Here is a 20,273-nt window from a genome sequence, read left to right as displayed (position 1 = left end):
AGAATAAAAGAGGATTGATTATGAAAAAGAAAAAATTCATTATCCCCATTTTGTCAGCATTGCTAATTGCTCCAGCAATTTTAGCACATCAGGTTTCTGCTGATGCTGTAGATCCAACTGCTTCAACAGCACCTGTAGAGCAAGTAGAAGTTCCTAAAGAAAATCAGTCGGTTGCCCCTACGATCGCTCAAGGAGATTCAGCAGTTTCGCCTGCTACTGAAGCTTCCACGGAGAAAGTAACAGAAAAGAGTGAGAACAAACAAGTTGAAACTTCTGTAACTCCAGCAGATTCTATAACTCCAGCCGCTCAAGCGGTTGCTGCACCTACAACTCAATCTGAAAAAGATACGGTTATTCTTCATACAAATGATGTACACGGTCGTATTGTGGAAGAAAAAGGAGTCATTGGCGATGCTAAATTAGCAGCAGTCATTGAGCAAGAACGTGCAAAGACTAATCAAACAACACTTGTTGTGGATGCAGGCGATGCTTTTCAAGGGCTTCCGATTTCCAATAGCTCAAAAGGAGAAGAGCGCGCGAATATTTTAAATAAGATTGGCTATGACGCAATGGCGGTCGGAAATCATGAATTTGACTTTGGTTTGGATGAGGTGAAAAAATACAAAGAAATTTTGAAATTCCCTCTTCTTAGTGCCAACACTTATGTCAATGGAGCACGTCTTTTCCAAGCTTCTACGATTGTTGATAAAGACAAGAATGTTGTGGGAGATGAATTTGTGGTTATTGGGGTGACAACGCCAGAAACTGCAACAAAAACACACCCACGCAATGTTCAAGGGGTTACGTTTACAGATCCAATTTCAGAAGTCAATAAAGTCATTGAAGAAGTGGAATCTCGTGCGAAAGCGGAAGGTAAAACTTACAAACATTATGTCGTTTTGGCGCATTTGGGTGTAGATACGACGACACCAGTTGAATGGCGCGGTTCTACCTTGGCAGAAGCATTATCAAAAAATCCTTTGCTAAAAGGAAAACGTGTGACGGTGATTGACGGGCATTCACATACTGTAGAATCAGTAACCTATGGAGACAATGTTACTTATAATCAAACAGGTAGTTACTTGCATAATATCGGAAAAGTAACATACAAATCTGGTCAACTTCTAGGAAATCCTCAACAAATCTCAGCTGATTCAGTGAAAGGAATTACTCCAGATCCAGCTATTCAGCAATTAGTAAACAAAATCAAAGAGAAATATGACCAAGAAAACGCAAAAGTGGTCGTTGCTAATAGCCCAGTTGAGTTAAATGGCAATCGGGAAAATGTGCGTGTGCGGGAAACCAATCTTGGAAATGTCGTAGCAGATGCGCTCTATGAGTACGGGCAAACAGGATTCAGTCATAAGACAGACCTTGCTGTAACTAACGGCGGCGGACTTCGTGAAACAATTGCGAAAGGAAAACCAATCACCAAAGGAGATATCATTGCTGTTCTACCATTTGGTAATACCATTACTCAAATAAAAGTAACTGGGCAAAACATCGCAGACATGTTTGCTAAGTCTTTAGGTTCTATTGTACAAGAAAAAGACGGCAAACCAGTCCTAGATGAAAATGGGCAACCGTTACTTGAACCAAGCGGCGGTTTCCTACAAGTTTCTGGAGCAAAAGTTTATTATGACACTACCTTGCCAGCCGATAAGCGTATTCTTGGCATTGAAATCAAAAATCCTGAAACAGGAAAATACGAAAAATTAAATCTCGCAAAAACTTACTATCTTACAACCAACGATTTCTTGGCTGCAGGTGGTGATGGTTATAGTATGTTGGGCGGGGCTCGCGAAGAAGGTCCTTCAATGGATGTGGCTTTTGCGGACTATTTAGCAAAAACAGACTTAACAGCTTATGCGGTTGTCAATCCTAATTCACGAACTATCTCAATCTCAACTGCACAATACAAGAAACTTCTGGATCAAGCTGCTAACCAAGTGAAGCCAAATGAAACTGGAGAAAAAGAACTTGTGCCAGCAGTTCAAACAAATACAGCTCAAAGAACGGCAACGATTCCAGTCAATGTACATAAACAATTTATGCCTTCAAGTCAAAAGAGCTTGCCAGAAACAGGTACAACAGATACTACCTTTATCAGTTTATTTGGCTTTGTTGTTGGACTTTTAGGATTATCCAGATTTAAAAAAGCTCACAAAGAATAGAATAAAAGGAAGCTAAGATTTTTTATCCTAGCTTCTTTTATTTCTGTTTAGGTTGTTGTTTTGTGATATTCAATCCGAAGGGAATGAGGTTTTCTTGTTTCATCCGAATTCGCTGGATATTATCTTTGTGTCGAACGATAATGATAAGCGCTAGTGCGAGCACAATCACGGTAAAGAGTACATCATAACGTGGCAAAAGAAAGCCAAATAGTGGGAAAATTAAGACTCCCAGAATAGCGGAGGCAGCAGCTGTCACACTTGAAAAGGAAATCATACTAGTCAGATACAAGCAGCTGAAAAAGATGACAGCTAAATAAGTGAAGAAAGTCGGTGAGAAGCCCAGAATGGCACCTGCACTGGTTGCCACGGCTTTACCGCCTTTAAATTCAGCAAAAATGGGGAAGGTATGCCCAAGAACGGCTAAAAGTCCAAAAACGAGAGGAGAAATACCGTTGATATGAAGGAAAAATGGCAATAGTGTCGCAAATGTCCCTTTAAAAAAGTCAAAAATAAAGGTGATGATGCCTGCTTTTTTTCCAAGGACACGAAAGGTATTGGTCGTCCCTGTATTTCCGCTGCCGTATTCGCGGAGATTTTTCTTGTAAAATACTTGTCCAATCCAAAGCCCGGCAGGGATTGAACCAATCAAATAAGCTACTATCAATGTAAAAACTATCTTTATCATGTTTTTATTATACCATGAATTTTGATTTTGATAGTTGAACGACCAGAAATATTTTATAAAATTTGTCTAGGCTGAAAAAATAGCGGTGAGAAGCAGAAAGAATACACTATTTTCTAAAAATCTTTGCAAAATTCACTAAAAACTTGTAAGATAGAAAGGATGAATGATTCAGGAGGTTCCTTGTGGCAAAAAAGGAAATCAATATTAACAATTACAATGATGATGCCATTCAAGTATTAGAAGGATTGGACGCGGTTCGTAAACGTCCTGGTATGTATATCGGCTCAACCGATGCAACTGGGCTTCACCATTTGGTCTGGGAAATTGTTGACAATGCAGTTGACGAGGCTCTGTCTGGCTTTGGCGATAAGATTGACGTGACGATTAACAAAGACGGGAGTTTGACTGTAGCAGACCACGGTCGGGGAATGCCGGTCGGTATGCACGCTATGGGAATCCCGACAGTGGAAGTCATCTTTACAGTGCTCCACGCTGGGGGTAAATTCGGTCAGGGGGGTTACAAGACCTCTGGGGGGCTGCACGGTGTGGGTTCTTCTGTGGTCAATGCACTGTCTAGTTGGCTGGAAGTTGAAATCACACGTGGCGGAACGGTTTATCGGCAACGATTTGAGCAGGGTGGCAAACCTGTTACCAGTCTGGAAAAGATTAGCAAAGCTCCTAAATCAAAAACGGGCACAAAAGTGACCTTTATGCCAGACGATACGATTTTCTCAACGACAGATTTCAAATACAATACCATTTCGGAGCGGCTCAATGAATCAGCCTTTCTCTTGAAAAACGTTCACCTTTCTCTGACAGATGAGCGAACGGGCGAGTCTGTTGATTTTCATTATGAAAATGGGGTGCAGGACTTTGTCAGCTACTTGAACGAGGACAAGGAAACTTTGACACCAGTTCTTTATTTTGAAGGAGAAGAGGGTGGTTTTCAAGTGGAAGTGGCTCTCCAGTACAATGACGGTTACTCAGACAATATCCTATCGTTTGTAAATAACGTCCGCACCAAGGACGGCGGAACGCACGAGACGGGGCTTAAATCAGCTATTACCAAGGTCATGAATGACTATGCAAGAAAGACTGGATTGCTGAAAGAAAAGGATAAAAATCTGGAAGGTTCTGACTACCGTGAGGGCTTAGCGGCTGTTCTTTCTATCTTAGTTCCAGAAGAGCATTTGCAGTTTGAAGGACAGACCAAGGACAAGCTGGGCAGTCCGCTTGCTCGTCCTGCGGTGGATTCGATTGTGTCAGACAAGTTGACTTTCTTCCTCTTGGAAAATGGGGAATTGGCATCTAATCTCATCCGCAAGGCGATTAAGGCGAGAGATGCGCGCGAGGCAGCCCGCAAGGCGAGAGATGAAAGCCGAAGTGGCAAGAAAAACAAAAAAGACAAGGGGCTTTTATCTGGAAAGCTAACGCCAGCTCAATCCAAAAACCCAGCTAAAAACGAACTCTATCTAGTCGAAGGCGATTCGGCAGGTGGCTCTGCTAAGCAAGGACGCGACCGCAAGTTTCAGGCGATTCTGCCCCTACGTGGTAAAGTCATCAATACTGCCAAGGCTAAAATGGCAGATATTCTTAAAAATGAAGAAATCAACACCATGATTTACACCATTGGTGCGGGTGTTGGTTCGGACTTCTCCCTCGAAGATGCCAACTATGACAAGATTATCATCATGACCGATGCCGATACGGACGGCGCCCATATCCAGACGCTCTTGCTGACCTTCTTTTACCGCTATATGCGCCCACTCGTAGAAGCGGGGCATGTCTATATCGCTCTGCCTCCTCTTTATAAAATGTCCAAAGGCAAAGGCAAGAACGAGGTTGTCGAGTATGCTTGGACGGACGGTGAGCTAGAAGACCTGCGCAAGAAATTTGGCAAAGGTGCCACGTTGCAGCGCTACAAAGGGCTTGGGGAAATGAACGCCGACCAGCTCTGGGAAACCACCATGAATCCTGAAAACCGCACCCTCATTCGCGTCACCATTGACGACTTGGCCCGTGCCGAGCGCCGCGTCAATGTCCTCATGGGTGACAAAGTCCCACCTCGCCGTAAATGGATTGAAGATAATGTCAAGTTTACGTTGGAGGAGAGTGGAGAGATGGTGTTTTAGGAGAAGAATATATGGATATACAAAAATTTATTTCTGCTTTAGTTGGAACTGCTGGGTTGGATTTAGATAAGTTTTTAGCGGGATTGGGAATAGACGAAAAACTTGAATATCGGAAAATTCAAACCGCAGTAGAATATTTTAAAGAATTATATATTGAAGAGACATGGTGAGAATCCGAGTTATGATGGTATAGCCAAATTTTGGAAAGAAAATCAAGTTTTTGAAGAACTTGTGAAGATTCGCTATTTATTGAATAGTAAGTATGACAGTTATGAAGGGTTTAAAAATCACCTCAAAACAGAGAATAGTAACCAAGATTTTAATAGTTCTCTGTTATTTGAATTGATGGATGAATTGGACAAATACTTATCTGATACAGTAAAGGATACTTCCAATCTTACGCAAGCTGATATTGCAGTACATAACGAAATGCATGGGCAAACTAGGGATAGAATTGATCACTTGTCAGAAAAAATTGACAGCCTTACTCAGAGAGTTACAGAAAATAACAAGACTACTCGACAACTAGAACAAGAAAAAACAAAAAGTCTTTCCCTCAATAGTGATTTTAATGCCGAGACGGAAGTAGATATAATAAAAAGAATATTGCAAGAAGGTTTTCCTATCGGAAATTATAAAACGAATCTTCAAAATTTTTTTCTGATGGGTATAAAAATTATTATCCGGTGAAGAAAAAAGAACAAGATTTTACGTTTGACGAAAAATTTACTTCCATTGAGCAACATTATAATGGCGTTGCTCATTCATAAGAGATGCTTCTTACATCAGGGAGCATTAAAAAAGAAAATTACAGAAAGGATAGTTTGGTTGTATAGCAACTGAACACGGGACTAAGACTTAGAAAAAAGATAAATCGATTGGAGTTCATCGAACCCTGCATCGATTCCCTATTTTTCTACAGAAATTTTCGGCAAGCCGAAACGTCCCTTTGTATTTTATGAGTAACATTCAAAACATGTCCTTGGAGGACATCATGGGAGAGCGTTTTGGACGCTACTCCAAATACATCATTCAAGAGCGGGCTTTGCCCGACATTCGTGACGGGCTCAAGCCTGTGCAGCGTCGGATTCTTTATTCGATGAACAAGGACGGCAATACCTTTGACAAGGGCTACCGCAAGTCAGCAAAGTCTGTCGGAAATATCATGGGGAATTTCCACCCGCACGGTGATAGCTCCATTTACGACGCCATGGTACGTATGTCTCAGGACTGGAAGAACCGTGAGATTTTAGTGGAGATGCACGGAAATAACGGTTCTATGGACGGCGATCCGCCAGCCGCTATGCGGTACACCGAAGCTCGCCTGTCTGAGATTGCGGGCTACTTGCTCCAAGACATCGAAAAGGACACCGTGCCCTTTGCTTGGAACTTTGACGATACGGAGAAAGAACCGACCGTATTGCCTGCTGCCTTTCCCAATCTTTTGGTGAATGGGGCGACGGGGATTTCTGCTGGGTATGCGACGGACATTCCGCCTCACAATCTGGCAGAAGTCATAGATGCGGTGGTGTATATGATTGATCACCCCAAAGCCAAGGTTGACAAACTCATGGAGTTTCTGCCGGGGCCTGACTTCCCAACGGGGGCCATTGTGCAAGGGCGAGATGAGATTAAGAAAGCCTATGAGACTGGAAAGGGTCGCGTTGTCGTGCGTTCTCGGACGGAGATTGAAAAGCTCAAAGGCGGCAAAGAGCAGATTGTTGTCACTGAGATTCCTTACGAGATTAACAAGGCTGTTCTGGTCAAGAAGATTGATGACGTTCGGGTCAATAATAAGGTAGCTGGTATTGCGGAAGTACGGGATGAGTCTGACCGTGACGGGCTTCGTATTGCCATTGAGCTGAAAAAGGATGCCAATACCGAGCTGATTTTGAATTATCTCTTTAAATATACGGATTTGCAGGTCAATTACAATTTTAACATGGTGGCGATTGATCATTTTACACCGCGTTTGGTAGGGATTGTGCCGATTCTGACTAGTTACATCGCCCACCGAAAAGAGATTATTCTGGCGCGTAGTCGATTTGACAAGGCAAAAGCAGAAAAACGCCTGCATATCGTAGAAGGCTTGATTCGAGTGATTTCTATCTTGGATGAAGTGATTGCGCTCATTCGTGCGTCGGAAAATAAAGCTGACGCCAAGGAAAATCTCAAAGTCAGCTATGATTTCACCGAGGAGCAGGCAGAGGCTATCGTCACTCTCCAACTTTATCGTTTGACCAATACAGACGTGGTGATTCTGGAGGAAGAGCAGGCGGAATTGCGCGAGAAAATTGCCATGCTCTCAGCCATTATCGGTGATGAGCGGACCATGTACAATCTCATGAAGCGTGAACTTCGCGAGGTCAAAAAGAAATTTGGTAATCCTCGTCTTAGTGAATTGCAAGATACGGCTAACGCCATTGAGATTGATACGGCTAGTCTGATTGTGGAAGAAGAAACCTATGTCAGCGTCACTCGTGGGGGCTACCTCAAACGCACCAGTCCACGTTCTTTCAATTCATCAACGGTTGACGAGGTCGGCAAGCGCGAGGACGACCGTCTGATTTTTGTCAGCTCGGCGAAAACCACTCAGCACCTTTTGATTTTTACCAATCTTGGAAATGTCATCTATCGACCGGTACATGAATTGGCAGACATTCGCTGGAAAGAAATCGGGGAACACCTCAGCCAGACCATTACCAATTTTGAGACGAATGAAGAAGTCATCTACACTGAGTTAGTAGATAATTTTGACGAAGGCACTTATTTTGCGGTAACAAAACTAGGGCAAATCAAGCGCGTAGAGCGAAAAGAATTCAGTCCTTGGCGCACCTATAAGTCCAAGTCTGTTAAATTTGCTAAATTAAAAAATGAAGACGACCAAATTATCACACTTTCTCCAATCAAGCTAGACGATGTTATGCTAGTGACCCAGAACGGCTATGCCTTGCGGTTCAATATCGAAGAAGTACCAGTTGTGGGCGCTAAGGCAGCAGGTGTCAAAGCTATCAATCTCAAAAAAGATGATGTCTTAGCAGCAGCTTTTATTGCCAATACTGATTCATTTTATATCTTGACCCAGCGCGGAGCACTCAAGCGAATGGCAGTTGCAGATATTCCTGTGACCAGTCGAGCAAATCGTGGCTTGCAAGTGTTGCGCGAGCTGAAGTCCAAGCCACATCGTATTTTCCAAGCAGGTCCTGTCTTTGGAGAGCAACCTGCAGAACTAGACCTCTTTAGTTCAGATCATCCAACGGCAGAAGAAGAGCAGATTCTTTCTATTGTTTCTAACAAAGGAACGACTTACCAAGTGAATCTTGCTGACCTCGGTTTGTCTGAAAGAACCAGCAACGGTAGCTTTATCTCTGATACTATTTCTGATGAAGAAGTGTTCTCTGCGAATATTAAATAAGTGAAAATCAGTCCAAGCGGCTGATTTTTTGTTCAGGTATAAACTGAAATTAAAAAAATTTCAGAATTTTGCAAAAAAACTATTGAAAATATCTAAAAATAGTGTAAAATAAAAATCATAAAATTAAAAAGGAGAATGTTATGCCAGTAAATCTTGATTGGGAAAATCTTGGTTTTTCCTATATGAAATTGCCTTATCGCTATCTTGCTTATTATAAAAATGGTCAGTGGGAAAAAGGAGAATTGACCGAAGATGCTACTTTGCATATGTCCGAATCTTCTCCTTGCCTTCATTATGGGCAACAAGCCTTTGAGGGAATGAAAGCCTATCGCACGAAAGACGGTAGTGTACAGCTATTTCGTCCAGATCAAAATGCAAAACGTCTGCAACGCACCTCAGACCGTCTCTTGATGCCGCAAGTTCCGACTGATATGTTTGTTGATGCTGTAAAGCAAGTGGTTCGTGCAAATGAAGAATACGTTCCGCCGTACGGAACGGGAGGAACCCTTTATATTCGTCCGCTATTGTTAGGTGTTGGTGACATCATCGGTGTTAAACCAGCAGATGAATACATTTTCACCGTGTTTGCCATGCCTGTTGGAAATTACTTTAAAGGGGGCTTGATTCCAACAAACTTTATCGTTTCTGACAAGTATGACCGTGCTGCTCCTTATGGAACAGGTGCTGCTAAAGTCGGCGGTAACTACGCAGCAAGCTTGCTTCCAGGACAAATGGCGCATGAAAGGAAATTCTCTGATGTTATTTATCTAGACCCAGCTACTCACACGAAGATTGAAGAAGTGGGATCTGCAAACTTCTTTGGAATTACCAAAGACAACGAATTTGTAACGCCGTACAGCCCATCTATCCTTCCTTCTATCACAAAATATTCTCTTCTATACCTAGCAGAACATCGTTTGGGCTTGAAAGCTATCGAAGGAGGTGTGCCAATTGATGATTTGGATCGTTTTGCTGAAGCAGGGGCTTGCGGTACAGCAGCGGTCATCTCTCCAATTGGTGGTATTCAGCACGGTGACGATTTCCATGTCTTTTATAGCGAAACAGAAGTTGGACCTGTCACTCGAAAACTCTATAATGAATTAACCGGTATTCAATTTGGCGATGTTGAAGCACCAGAAGGTTGGATTGTAAAAGTTTAAAAATTTTTGAAGCTATCTCTCGATTGAGGTAGCTTTTATTTTCACGTAGCACTTGCTAGTTTTTCTATTTTTTTGTAAAATAGAAACTTGAAAGAGGTATATGATGAGTAAAAAAGATAAAAAGATTGAAATCCAATTGGCAGATAGCAAAGTTAAAATAGGAACTGACCAGTACGAAGGTTATGTTTTATCTATTGGTAAAAAAGTCATTGGTCAAATTGCTGAGTTAGACGGGCAATTTGCTATTATAAAAAATGAAAATGTTGATAGTTTTTATAAAAAAATTGAAAATGCCGTGGAAAAATTGATTGAAACCTATAATTTGGGGAAATAAATGCTTGTGTTTTCTCTTCATCAATGGTATAATAAATACTGTTGATTATACAGGAGAGGTAGCGAAGAGGCTAAACGCGGCGGACTGTAAATCCGCTCCTTCGGGTTCGGGGGTTCGAATCCCTCCCTCTCCATGAGCGTACTTAGTTTTTAATGGTATGACCACGTTCTTTTTGGGGTATAGCCAAGCGGTAAGGCAAGGGACTTTGACTCCCTCATGCGTTGGTTCGAATCCAGCTACCCCAGTTCTTAGGTAATATATCAGATAAATGGTAAAATATCTTAGGGCATTTTATTTCTTTATAGGGTGAGAAACGTTAAAGATAGTTCAATGTCATTGCGGTGCTTAGGAAAAATATTATAAGTATGTCAAGCGAGAAATGCTTGATTGTTGGAGGATTTTTTTAGATGAATGAATTTGAAGATTTGCTAAATAGTGTTAGCCAAGTTGAGCCAGGCGATGTCGTTACTGCTGAAGTATTGACTGTTGATGCGAACCAAGCTAATGTTGCAATCGCTGGAACTGGTGTAGAAGGTGTATTGACCCTTCGTGAATTGACAAATGATCGTGAAGCTGACATTAACGATCTTGTAAAACCAGGTGAAACACTTGAATTGCTTGTTCTTCGTCAAGTAGTTGGTAAAGATACTGATACAGTTACTTACCTTGTATCTAAAAAACGTTTAGAAGCTCGCAAGGCATGGGACAAGTTGGTTGGACGTGAAGAAGAAGTTGTTACTGTAAAAGGTACTCGTGCTGTTAAAGGCGGTCTTTCAGTAGAATTTGAAGGGCTTCGTGGATTTATCCCTGCTTCAATGCTAGATACTCGTTTCGTTCGTAACACTGAACGTTTTGTTGGCCAAGAATTTGAAGCAAAAATTAAAGAAGTGGATCCAAAAGAAAATCGTTTCATTCTTTCACGCCGTGAAGTAGTAGAAGAAAAAGCTGCAGCAGCACGTGCTGAAGTATTTAGCAAATTAGCTGTTGGTGACATCGTGACTGGTAAAGTTGCACGTATCACAAGCTTTGGCGCTTTTATTGATCTTGGTGGTGTTGATGGACTTGTTCATTTAACTGAATTGTCACATGAGCGCAATGTTTCACCAAAATCTGTTGTATCAGTTGGCGATGAAATCGAAGTAAAAGTTCTTGATTTGAATGAAGAAGAAGGTCGTGTATCGCTTTCTCTTAAAGCTACAACTCCTGGACCATGGGACGGTGTCGAGCAAAAACTTGCTTCCGGTGATGTTATCGAAGGTACAGTTAAACGTTTAACAGATTTCGGTGCTTTTGTAGAAGTATTACCAGGTATTGACGGACTTGTCCATATTTCACAAATTTCACATAAACGTGTTGAAAATCCCAAAGATGTGCTTAAAGTCGGTCAGGAAGTAACCGTGAAAGTTCTTGATGTAAATGCTGATGCAGAACGTGTATCACTTTCTATCAAGGCTCTTGAAGAACGTCCAGCACAAGAAGATGACCAAAAAGAAAAACGTCAATCACGTCCTCGTCGTCAAAAACGTCAAGAAAAACGTGACTTTGAACTTCCAGAAACTCAAACTGGATTTTCAATGGCTGACTTATTTGGTGATATTGAATTATAATCAAATAAAAGGATTGGAATTTATCATTTCAGTCTTTTTTTACTTGTTATTTTTTCATTTTTTGTGTATACTATAATAGTTGCCACCCTTAGTGTAATGGATATCACGTAAGATTCCGGTTCTTGAGATGGGGGTTCGATTCCCTCAGGGTGGATGATTGTTATCTGCTTATAAATCTTGTTATATGCAAGATTTTTTATTTTTATAAGGGAGATTACCAATGCCTGTGAAATTGATTGCACATGCTCTAATTGAAAAAAATGGAAAATACTTGCTCATCAAACGAAGTAAAATAAAACGTGGTGAGCCAAATATGTATCCCGAATATTGGGACATTCCTGGAGGGAGTGTGGAAGAAGACGAATTGCCACGAGAAGGAGCTGTACGTGAAGCGATGGAAGAAGTTAACCAAAAGGTACAATTAAGTTCGATTCTTCATGAGGATAGCTGTTATGATGATACAAAGGGCGTCGTTTTTACGCGTCTAGTGTATAAGGCAAATTTGCTGGAATATAGAGAGATTAAACTTGATCCAGAAGAGCATACAGCGTTTCGCTGGATTCGGGTGCTGTCAGATATGAAGGGTGAGAAGACTGTTCCTTATTTAAAAGATATATTGAAATAATTGATAAAGTGAGATTATATAAAATAAATGGATACGATAAAGTTGATTTGCACGGCATCATGACTTTATCGTATCCGTTTTAGATATGAAAAAGGAGCTGAGACAAAAGTCTCCAGCTTCCTTTGTTTATATAGTTAGAATTATAAGACGCAGTGGCTGAGTGGACTCTAATACGTTGATAAATCAACTTTTACAGCCCCACTCTCAAGAAAGGAAATTCTTTAGTTTTTAGCTGCTGAAGCAAATTCTTCTTTGGAGAAGGCATCATTGATGATGTCTTTTAATTGTTTAGCAGAAGCTTGCATTTTTTGTTTTTCAGCATCATTCAACGGGATATTTACTGGACGTACGATACCATGTGCGCCGACAATAGCTGGTTGACCAATGTAGCAATCTGTAACGCCAGGATATTGACCTTCTTGGAATACTGAAAGTGGAAGAACTGAATTTTCGTCATCAAGGATAGCTTTTGTGATACGAGCTAAGGCAACTGCGATACCATAGAAAGTTGCACCTTTTTTATTGATGATTGAGTATGCAGCATCACGAACACCTTCAAACAAGTCAACTAATTCAGCTGCATTAAAGTTTTCTACGTCTTGGAGATAATTTTCAAGGTTGACACCTGCAACGTTGGCATGTGACCAAACAGCGAATTCTGAATCACCATGTTCTCCCATGATGTAAGCATGGACAGAACGAGCATCTACATCTAATTTTTCAGCAAGTGCTTGACGGAAACGTGCTGAGTCAAGAGAAGTACCTGAACCAATGACACGTTCTTTAGGGAATCCAGAGAATTTCCAAGTTGAATAAGTCAAAATGTCAACTGGGTTAGCAGCTACAAGGAAGATACCGTTGAATCCTGAAGCAACAATTTTAGTAACAACATCTTTGTTGATACGAAGGTTTTTTTCAACCAATTGAAGACGAGTTTCACCCGGTTTTTGTGGTGCACCAGCAGTCAAAACGACAAGATCTGCATCGTGCGCATCAGCATATTCTGCTGAATAAATTTTCTTAGGTGAAGTGAAAGCCAAGGCATGGCTAAGGTCTTCAGCATCCCCTTCTGTTTTTTCTTTGAAAATATCAACAATACCAAGTTCTTGGGCGATTCCTTGGTTGACAAGAGCAAATGCGTAAGAAGAACCTACAGCACCGTCACCAACAAGGATGACTTTTTTATGTTGTTTAGTAAGAGTCATTTTGCTAAACATCTCCTTTATTTTATTGGGGAACGTTTTCCCTTTACACATCTATTCTATCACTTTTGTAACATTTTGTCACGAATATAATACATATCATCTTATGTAAACGTTTTTATAATAAGGGATGTTTACTGAAAAAAATCCCAATTTATGTTATAATGATATGGTCATATAAATGAAGAGAGGCATTTTTTAATGCAGGATAATAATTTAGTAAATGTGAATTTAACGAGTGAAATGAAGACGAGTTTCATTGACTACGCCATGAGTGTCATTGTTGCTCGAGCGCTTCCTGATGTTCGTGATGGCTTAAAGCCTGTTCACCGTAGAATATTGTATGGAATGAATGAGTTGGGGGTAACTCCTGACAAACCACATAAGAAATCTGCTCGTATCACGGGTGATGTCATGGGTAAATACCACCCACATGGAGACTCTTCTATCTATGAAGCAATGGTGCGGATGGCGCAATGGTGGTCTTACCGTCACATGTTAGTAGATGGTCACGGAAACTTTGGTTCTATGGACGGAGACGGTCCCGCGGCACAACGGTATACAGAAGCTCGGATGAGCAAAATATCACTTGAAATGTTGCGCGATATTAACAAAAATACAGTTGATTTTGCAGATAACTATGATAGCAGTGAGCGTGAACCATTAGTTTTACCGTCACGTTTTCCTAATTTGCTGGTCAATGGGGCGACAGGTATTGCTGTGGGAATGGCAACAAACATTCCTCCTCACAATCTTGGTGAGACCATTGATGCTGTGAAATTAGTCATGGATAATCCAGATGTGACCACACGTGACCTTATGGAAGTGTTGCCTGGTCCAGATTTCCCGACAGGCGCTTTGGTTATGGGAAAATCAGGCATTCATCGCGCTTATGAAACTGGGAAGGGGTCCATTGTTTTACGTGCTCGGACAGAAATCGAAGAAACTAAATCTGGTCGCGAACGGATTGTTGTTACCGAATTTCCGTATATGGTCAATAAAACAAAAGTTCATGAACATATTGTGCGGTTAGTCCAAGAAAAGCGTATTGACGGGATTACGGCAGTTCGTGACGAGTCTAACCGTGAAGGGGTTCGCTTTATCATTGAAGTGAAACGTGATGCAAGTGCGCATGTTATTTTGAATAATTTGTTTAAACTCACGCAAATGCAGGCGAATTTCAGTTTCAATATGCTAGCAATTCAAAATGGAGTGCCAAAGATTCTGTCTTTACGCGAGATTTTGCTTGCTTATATTGAACACCAAAAAGAAGTGGTGACACGTCGGACTGTTTTTGATAAGGAAAAGGCGGAAGCTCGTGCACATATTTTAGCTGGTTTGCTGATTGCACTTGATCACATTGATGAAGTGATTCGCATCATCCGAAACAGTGAGACAGATGCAGAAGCGCAAGCAGAGTTGATGGCACGCTATGAATTATCCGAACGTCAAAGTCAGGCGATTCTGGATATGCGTCTTCGCCGTTTAACGGGATTAGAACGGAATAAGATTCAATCTGAATATGACGACTTGATGAAATTGATAGCAGATCTAGCAGATATATTGGCAAAACCAGAACGAGTTGTTGCGATTATCAAGGAAGAATTAGAAGAGATTAAACGTAAGTTTTCTGACGAACGTCGTACAGAACTAATGGTTGGTGAAGTACTGGCTCTGGAAGATGAAGATCTCATCGAGGAAGCAGATGTTTTGATTACACTTTCCAATAAGGGTTACATTAAACGGTTGAACCAAGATGAATTTACTGCGCAAAAACGTGGTGGGCGTGGTATTCAAGGAACAGGTGTAAAGGATGACGATTTTGTCCGTGAATTAGTTTCTACCAGCACACATGATCGCTTACTCTTCTTTACCAATAAAGGTCGTGTTTATCGTTTGAAAGGTTATGAAATTCCTGAATACGGTCGTACAGCGAAAGGTTTGCCGATTGTTAATTTATTGAAATTGGACGAAGGCGAAACAATCCAAACGATTATCAACGTTCAAGCCGAGCATGATGATAATTCCTACCTTTTCTTTACAACGCGTCATGGTGTTGTGAAACGGACAAGCGTAACAGAGTTTGCTAATATTCGTCAAAATGGTCTGAAAGCTCTGAATTTAAAAGATGAGGATGAACTCATCAATGTCTTTTTGACAAATGGTCAAGCAGATATCATTATTGGAACAAAAATGGGTTATGCTGTACGTTTTAATGAAAACCAAGTCCGAAATATGGGACGGGCTGCGACCGGTGTGCGTGGAGTGAATTTGCGTGCGGGTGACCATGTTGTAGGAGCAAGTGTCATTTTGAATGATCAAGAAGTGTTAGTCATCACTAAAAAAGGATATGGCAAGCGTACTTTAGCTAGTGAATACGCTACGAAAGGACGTGGCGGAAAAGGGATGAAAACAGCTAATATTACTGAGAAAAATGGTCCATTAGCAGGTTTGATGGCTGTGAATGGTGATGAAGATTTGATGATTATCACAAATACAGGGGTTATTATTCGGACAAATGTTGCTAATATTTCTCAAACAGGACGTGCAACTTTGGGTGTTAAAGTAATGCGACTAGATAAGGGAGCGCAGATTGTTACTTTTACAAGCGTTGCAGCAGAGAATGAAAAAGAAGTGGATGAAGAATAAACTAAATAAAAGGAAATGTTATGTCATCAACAAGAAAAAAACATAATAAAAGAAAAAATATTCTGATTAACATTATTGCGACATTGTTAATCATTGTTGCACTTGCACTTATTTTCAACTCTTCTATTCGGAATATGATAATGGTTTGGCATACCAATCGGTATCAAGTGAGCAAAGTTTCAAAAGATAAAATCACTCAAAATAAAAAAGCCAAAACTAGCTTTAATTTCGATAAAGTTAAATCGCTGTCTACCGAAGATGTGATTAACGCGCAATGGAAAGCACAGCAATTACCAGTTGTTGGTGGAATTGCTATTCCTGAACTTTCAATGAATTTGCCGATTTTTAAAGGCTTGGATAATGTGGGGCTTTATTATGGCGCAGGTACGATGAAAGAAACGCAGCAAATGGGGAAAGGGAATTACGCATTGGCTAGTCACCATGTATTTGGGATTACAGGTGCAAGCAATATGCTCTTTTCTCCTTTAGATCGTGCTAAAGCCGGAATGAAAATTTATCTGACAGATAAGGAAAAAATTTATACTTACTCCATTACTTCAGTTGAGAATGTAGCACCTGATAGAGTAGATGTGATTAATGACCGCGAAGGTGTCAATGAAGTGACTTTGGTGACTTGTGAAGATGCTGCAGCTACGTCACGAACGATTGTTAAAGGAACGCTGGAAGAAGAAACTTCTTATAAAGACGCACCAAAAGAAATTCTAAATGCATTTAGTAAAACGTATAACCAAATGCAACTATAATAAAAACGAGGTTGGGACGATAATATCCCAGCCTCGTTTTTATGATGGAAATAAATAGTCACGCGATACTTGAGCAAGTTTTGCAAGAGTGAGAGAACGGGCTAAAAATTTTTAGTTTTCAGCCCTATCCCACTTTTGTTTTTTTGTCGAATGAAATCAAAATGGTTTATGACAATATTTTTGTCAAAGTGCAGAAGTCGTGATTAAATCGCAAATAGTAGGTGGAGGTAGTGGTATGCACATTGTAACATTACCAGAAGCAGTTTCTAAGATTAAATCTGGTTATATGGTTGGCATCTCAGGCTTTCTTGGGGTAGGTGAACCATTTGAACTCATTGAAGAATTGGTTCGACAAAATCAACAGAACTTAACAATAGTATCTGTTGTTACCTCACAACCGGGTAAAGAGCTTAGCGTTGGTCGCTTGTGTGAAAATCACCAAGTAAAAAAATACATCGCTGCTCATGTGGGAACTTCTGCTGCCGTACAACATGAATATTTTAGTGGTGATATGGAAGTTGAGTTCACACCAATGGGAACTGTGGTAGAACGACTTCACGCTGCGGGTGCTGGTTTGGGAGCTGTCTTGACTCCGACTGGAGTTGGGACTATTTTGGAAAAAGATTATGAAAAAGTAGCTCGCAACGGCAGAGAATATCTGGTTTATGATCCTTTGAAAATCGATGTTGCTTTGATTAAAGCTACCAAGTCAGATAAATATGGCAATTTATACATTGATGGGACAACTAAAAATATTTCATTGCAGCTGGCTCTTGCAGCTGATACAGTGATTGTTGAAGCCAATGAAATTGTTGAAGTTGGAGAAATTGATCCTAACGATGTATATATTCCCGGAATTCTTGTAGACTATGTTGTTAAAAGCTTGACTTCTAAAGAACATCATAAAATGATGAGCGACCTCTGGATAGAGACTAAAAAATTGGCAGGGGTAAATTAATATGAAATCAAAAGAAATTATAGCAAGACGTGTAGCTCTTGAATTTAAAGATGGAGATGTCATCAACCTTGGATTTGGTATTCCGAATGCCTCTGCTGATTATATTCCTGAAGGCGTGAATGTTATCCTTCAAGCAGAAAATGATGCTCTTCGTTTTGGTGAGACACCAACAAAAGAAAACTACAATGCGAATCTGGCGAACTCTGGTGGAGCCCCCACTACTCTTTTACGGGAGCATCTTTATTTGACCTTCAAACGTCGTTTGCCATTATTCGTGGAGGCCACGTTGATGCTACAGTTTTAGGAGCGTTAGAAGTTAGCCAAGATGGTAGTATTGCAAACTGGATTATCCCCGATAAGTTTGCTCCAGGAATGGGGGGAGCTATGGATCTTCTAGTTGGTGTCAAAAGGGTTATCGCGGCTATTCAATATACTACCGTTGACGGCAAATCAAAAATGCTGAAAGAATGCACACTGCCCTTATCAGCTAAAGGAGTTTTGGATTTGGTCATTACAGAATTAGCAGTATTTGGTTTTCAAGACGGGAAATTCCTTTTGAAAGAATTAGCTCCCGGTGTCTCTTTGGAAGAAGTTCTTGAAAAGACAGAGGGCGAAGTAATCGTATCAGATGACTTAAAAACAATGTCTATCTAGTTAAATTATCAAGCAAATATAGCTACTGTTTGCCATAAAGTGTGTTAGTATATGCTTATAACGAACTTTATCGATGATAAGTTTTTAATCAACCTATTAGCAACTGATCATCTATATTAAAAAGATCAGTTGCTATTTTATTCCTGACAATTATATTACAAATATTGAAAGATAGGAGACGATGAACATGGATATTATTCAAATGACTTACTTTATCAATATCGTCGAATGTGGATGTAATCTTTCGATTGCTGCTAAAAAAATTCATATTAGTCAATCTGCTTTGAGTCAATTTGTCACAAATTTTGAAGCGACTGAAGGACTGCAGCTTTTTAATCGTAGAAATGGAAGATTAGAAAGTCTGACAGAAGCTGGTGGGAAAATTTATCGTTTTGTTACGGAAATTGTCAATCGTCATGAAGAAATGCAATCTATGATTCATATGGAAGCGCAAAAACAAAAAGGAACCATTAACTTAGGCATTCCTTCTCTGATTTTGCGTGTTTATTTTGCAAGTGCTCTCCCTAAATTTTTAAAGGATAATTTGAACATTAATATTCAAGTTGTGGAGGGAGGAAGCAAGGATTTACGTCAAAAATTTCTTGAAGGTGATTTAAATTTTGTTTTATTGATTGAGCCGACTAATTTAGGTGCTAAAAAGTACGAGCAATATATTATACAAGCCGATGAATATGCAGCTTATATGGATAAAAATCATCCTTTAGCAGATAAAGAACTTCTTGAATGGAAAGACATCGCCGCTTACGATTTAGCAACATTTAATAAGTCATTTACCACTTATGAATTAGTAGCTGAAAAATTAAAAAATAAGAAGATAGAGACAAATTTTACATATTTATCATCAGCATGGGATTTTTTAACAGAGTCTACGTATAAGAATGATATGATTACTATTTTACCTCTAATATCTGGTTCTGCAGACCGTATAAAGCAAATTATAATGAAGTTGAAGCATACGTTTATGAAGAACTTTTGAAAGGTTACTATCATCCTATTTCGAGCCTTGATACCTAATAAAGGAGCAAATTGATGTCAAAAATTAGCACTACAGCAGCTATGATTGATTCATATACGAATACAGCAATTAAAAACTATATAAAATCACATGATGAATCAACTTATTTTCCAAAGGAAATGTGGGATGAATTGACGAACGAAATGGATATATTTTTGCCCATTTTATCTGAAGAGAATCACACGTTAAGTTCTGATTTCATCACATTTATCTGAAAAATTGCTAATGAATTTGCTGCTCTTTCAGCTGTTTTATTAACACAAGGTTGCTATGGAATTTATTCTATTTTGAATTTTGGGACAGCAGAGCAAAAGGAATTATATCTTGAAAAGTTACTAAAAGGTCAGTATATAGGAGGATTAGGATTTTGCGAGTATAAACATCTAAAGGGGCTAGAAGATCTTGAAACGTATGCGACAAAGACTGAGCAGGGATGGTGTCTCTCAGGGAAAAAGGCGATGATTTCCAATAGCAGCGTTGCAGATATACTACTGGTTTTGGCAAAAGTAAAAGAACAAGGTAAGGTGGAGAAGTACGGACTCTTTATTGTTGATCCAAAAGATTCGGATGTGCTAATTGGTGAACAGATTGAAAAATCGGGCTTGATAGGTCTTCCTTTGAGTTCAGTCACGCTGAAAAATGTCTTGCTCCCGGAAAACGCCTTATTGGGAGACGAATTAGCTGGGGATGTCCAATTTGCTAACATCATTAAAAATATGCAACTTGGCTTAAGTGCTATTGCATTAGGTGTTGCTGAGGGGGGCTTTCAATAAAGGTATTGAATTTGCAAAGGTGAAGAGAGGATTTGGAAAGCGTTTAATTGATGTGGAAATTCATCAAAATAAATTGGCTCTTTGTCAACTGTAGTGGGTAGATGA

Annotated in this window: 16 protein-coding genes, 3 tRNA genes and 2 pseudogenes; 19 read left to right on the top strand and 2 right to left on the bottom strand. The window is 40.0% G+C overall.

Features of this window, described 5'->3' with window-relative positions; all coding sequences use genetic code 11:
• Positions 1–20: 20 nt before the first annotated feature.
• Positions 21–2,174, top strand: coding sequence for a cell surface ecto-5'-nucleotidase Nt5e (gene nt5e / locus HMPREF2933_RS09070; RefSeq protein ID WP_024051654.1), 2,154 nt, complete (start codon positions 21–23; stop codon positions 2,172–2,174).
• Between the two features lie 37 nt (positions 2,175–2,211).
• Here the strand turns inward: nt5e and plsY are convergent, their stop codons facing one another.
• Complete coding sequence (gene plsY / locus HMPREF2933_RS09065; protein ID WP_024051653.1) at positions 2,212–2,859, bottom strand: glycerol-3-phosphate 1-O-acyltransferase PlsY; 648 nt, start codon at positions 2,857–2,859, stop codon at positions 2,212–2,214.
• A 182-nt stretch (positions 2,860–3,041) separates the two neighbouring features.
• Between plsY and parE the strand changes: the two genes are divergently transcribed.
• From parE to HMPREF2933_RS09015, 11 genes are all read left to right on the top strand, one after another.
• Entirely contained in the window at positions 3,042–4,991 is a 1,950-nt protein-coding gene (gene parE / locus HMPREF2933_RS09060) for a DNA topoisomerase IV subunit B (protein ID WP_024051652.1), read from the top strand.
• 11 nt (positions 4,992–5,002) lie between these two features.
• On the top strand, positions 5,003–5,161 hold the full coding sequence (locus HMPREF2933_RS10160; RefSeq protein ID WP_024051651.1) for a hypothetical protein: 159 nt from the start codon (positions 5,003–5,005) through the stop codon (positions 5,159–5,161).
• Positions 5,145–5,681, top strand: coding sequence for a hypothetical protein (locus tag HMPREF2933_RS09055; protein ID WP_070241637.1), 537 nt, complete (start codon positions 5,145–5,147; stop codon positions 5,679–5,681). The genes HMPREF2933_RS10160 and HMPREF2933_RS09055 overlap by 17 nt, the downstream gene beginning before the upstream one ends.
• 268 nt (positions 5,682–5,949) lie before the next feature.
• Positions 5,950–8,406 (top strand): DNA topoisomerase IV subunit A, encoded by a 2,457-nt coding sequence (gene parC, locus HMPREF2933_RS09050; RefSeq protein ID WP_042753937.1) that lies wholly within the window; start codon positions 5,950–5,952, stop codon positions 8,404–8,406.
• A 122-nt stretch (positions 8,407–8,528) separates the two neighbouring features.
• On the top strand, positions 8,529–9,566 hold the full coding sequence (locus tag HMPREF2933_RS09045; RefSeq protein WP_224784586.1) for a branched-chain amino acid aminotransferase: 1,038 nt from the start codon (positions 8,529–8,531) through the stop codon (positions 9,564–9,566).
• A gap of 103 nt (positions 9,567–9,669) precedes the next feature.
• Entirely contained in the window at positions 9,670–9,900 is a 231-nt protein-coding gene (locus tag HMPREF2933_RS09040) for a DUF2969 domain-containing protein (RefSeq protein ID WP_024051647.1), read from the top strand.
• Positions 9,901–9,952: 52 nt separating this feature from the next.
• Positions 9,953–10,033: transfer RNA gene (locus HMPREF2933_RS09035), tRNA-Tyr, on the top strand.
• Between the two features lie 40 nt (positions 10,034–10,073).
• Positions 10,074–10,145: transfer RNA gene (locus HMPREF2933_RS09030), tRNA-Gln, on the top strand.
• A 162-nt stretch (positions 10,146–10,307) separates the two neighbouring features.
• Entirely contained in the window at positions 10,308–11,507 is a 1,200-nt protein-coding gene (gene rpsA / locus HMPREF2933_RS09025) for a 30S ribosomal protein S1 (protein ID WP_024051646.1), read from the top strand.
• 82 nt (positions 11,508–11,589) lie between these two features.
• Positions 11,590–11,661 (top strand) — tRNA-Arg (locus HMPREF2933_RS09020).
• Between the two features lie 66 nt (positions 11,662–11,727).
• A complete protein-coding gene (locus HMPREF2933_RS09015; protein WP_024051645.1) occupies positions 11,728–12,132 on the top strand; it encodes an NUDIX hydrolase in 405 nt (134 codons plus the stop codon).
• Between the two features lie 221 nt (positions 12,133–12,353).
• On the opposite strand, the gene HMPREF2933_RS09010 is transcribed toward HMPREF2933_RS09015, so the two are convergent.
• On the bottom strand, positions 12,354–13,337 hold the full coding sequence (locus HMPREF2933_RS09010; protein ID WP_003024429.1) for an L-lactate dehydrogenase: 984 nt from the start codon (positions 13,335–13,337) through the stop codon (positions 12,354–12,356).
• Between the two features lie 198 nt (positions 13,338–13,535).
• On the opposite strand from HMPREF2933_RS09010, the gene gyrA reads away from it, so the two are divergent.
• The 7 genes and pseudogenes from gyrA (at position 13,536) to HMPREF2933_RS10465 (ending at position 20,168) form a co-directional block, all read left to right on the top strand.
• The gene (gene gyrA, locus HMPREF2933_RS09005) at positions 13,536–15,983 is read left to right on the top strand and encodes a DNA gyrase subunit A (RefSeq protein WP_024051644.1); all 2,448 of its coding nucleotides are present in this window, start codon (positions 13,536–13,538) and stop codon (positions 15,981–15,983) included.
• 20 nt (positions 15,984–16,003) lie between these two features.
• Positions 16,004–16,747, top strand: a complete 744-nt coding sequence (locus HMPREF2933_RS09000) for a class A sortase (protein ID WP_024051643.1) — start codon at positions 16,004–16,006, stop codon at positions 16,745–16,747.
• A gap of 235 nt (positions 16,748–16,982) precedes the next feature.
• A complete protein-coding gene (locus HMPREF2933_RS08995; RefSeq protein ID WP_024051642.1) occupies positions 16,983–17,705 on the top strand; it encodes a CoA transferase subunit A in 723 nt (240 codons plus the stop codon).
• Between the two features lies 1 nt (position 17,706).
• A pseudogene (locus HMPREF2933_RS08990) lies at positions 17,707–18,359 on the top strand (3-oxoacid CoA-transferase subunit B).
• 187 nt (positions 18,360–18,546) lie between these two features.
• Positions 18,547–19,394: pseudogene (locus HMPREF2933_RS08985) on the top strand (LysR family transcriptional regulator).
• A 15-nt stretch (positions 19,395–19,409) separates the two neighbouring features.
• Positions 19,410–19,610, top strand: a complete 201-nt coding sequence (locus HMPREF2933_RS10470) for a hypothetical protein (protein WP_024051638.1) — start codon at positions 19,410–19,412, stop codon at positions 19,608–19,610.
• A gap of 72 nt (positions 19,611–19,682) precedes the next feature.
• Positions 19,683–20,168 (top strand): acyl-CoA dehydrogenase family protein, encoded by a 486-nt coding sequence (locus HMPREF2933_RS10465; protein WP_024051637.1) that lies wholly within the window; start codon positions 19,683–19,685, stop codon positions 20,166–20,168.
• Positions 20,169–20,273: the final 105 nt, after the last annotated feature.

The organism is Streptococcus sp. HMSC066F10 (assembly GCF_001813805.1).
GTDB classification, from domain to species: domain Bacteria; phylum Bacillota; class Bacilli; order Lactobacillales; family Streptococcaceae; genus Streptococcus; species Streptococcus vaginalis.
This window is presented reverse-complemented; position numbering and strand designations above follow the sequence as displayed.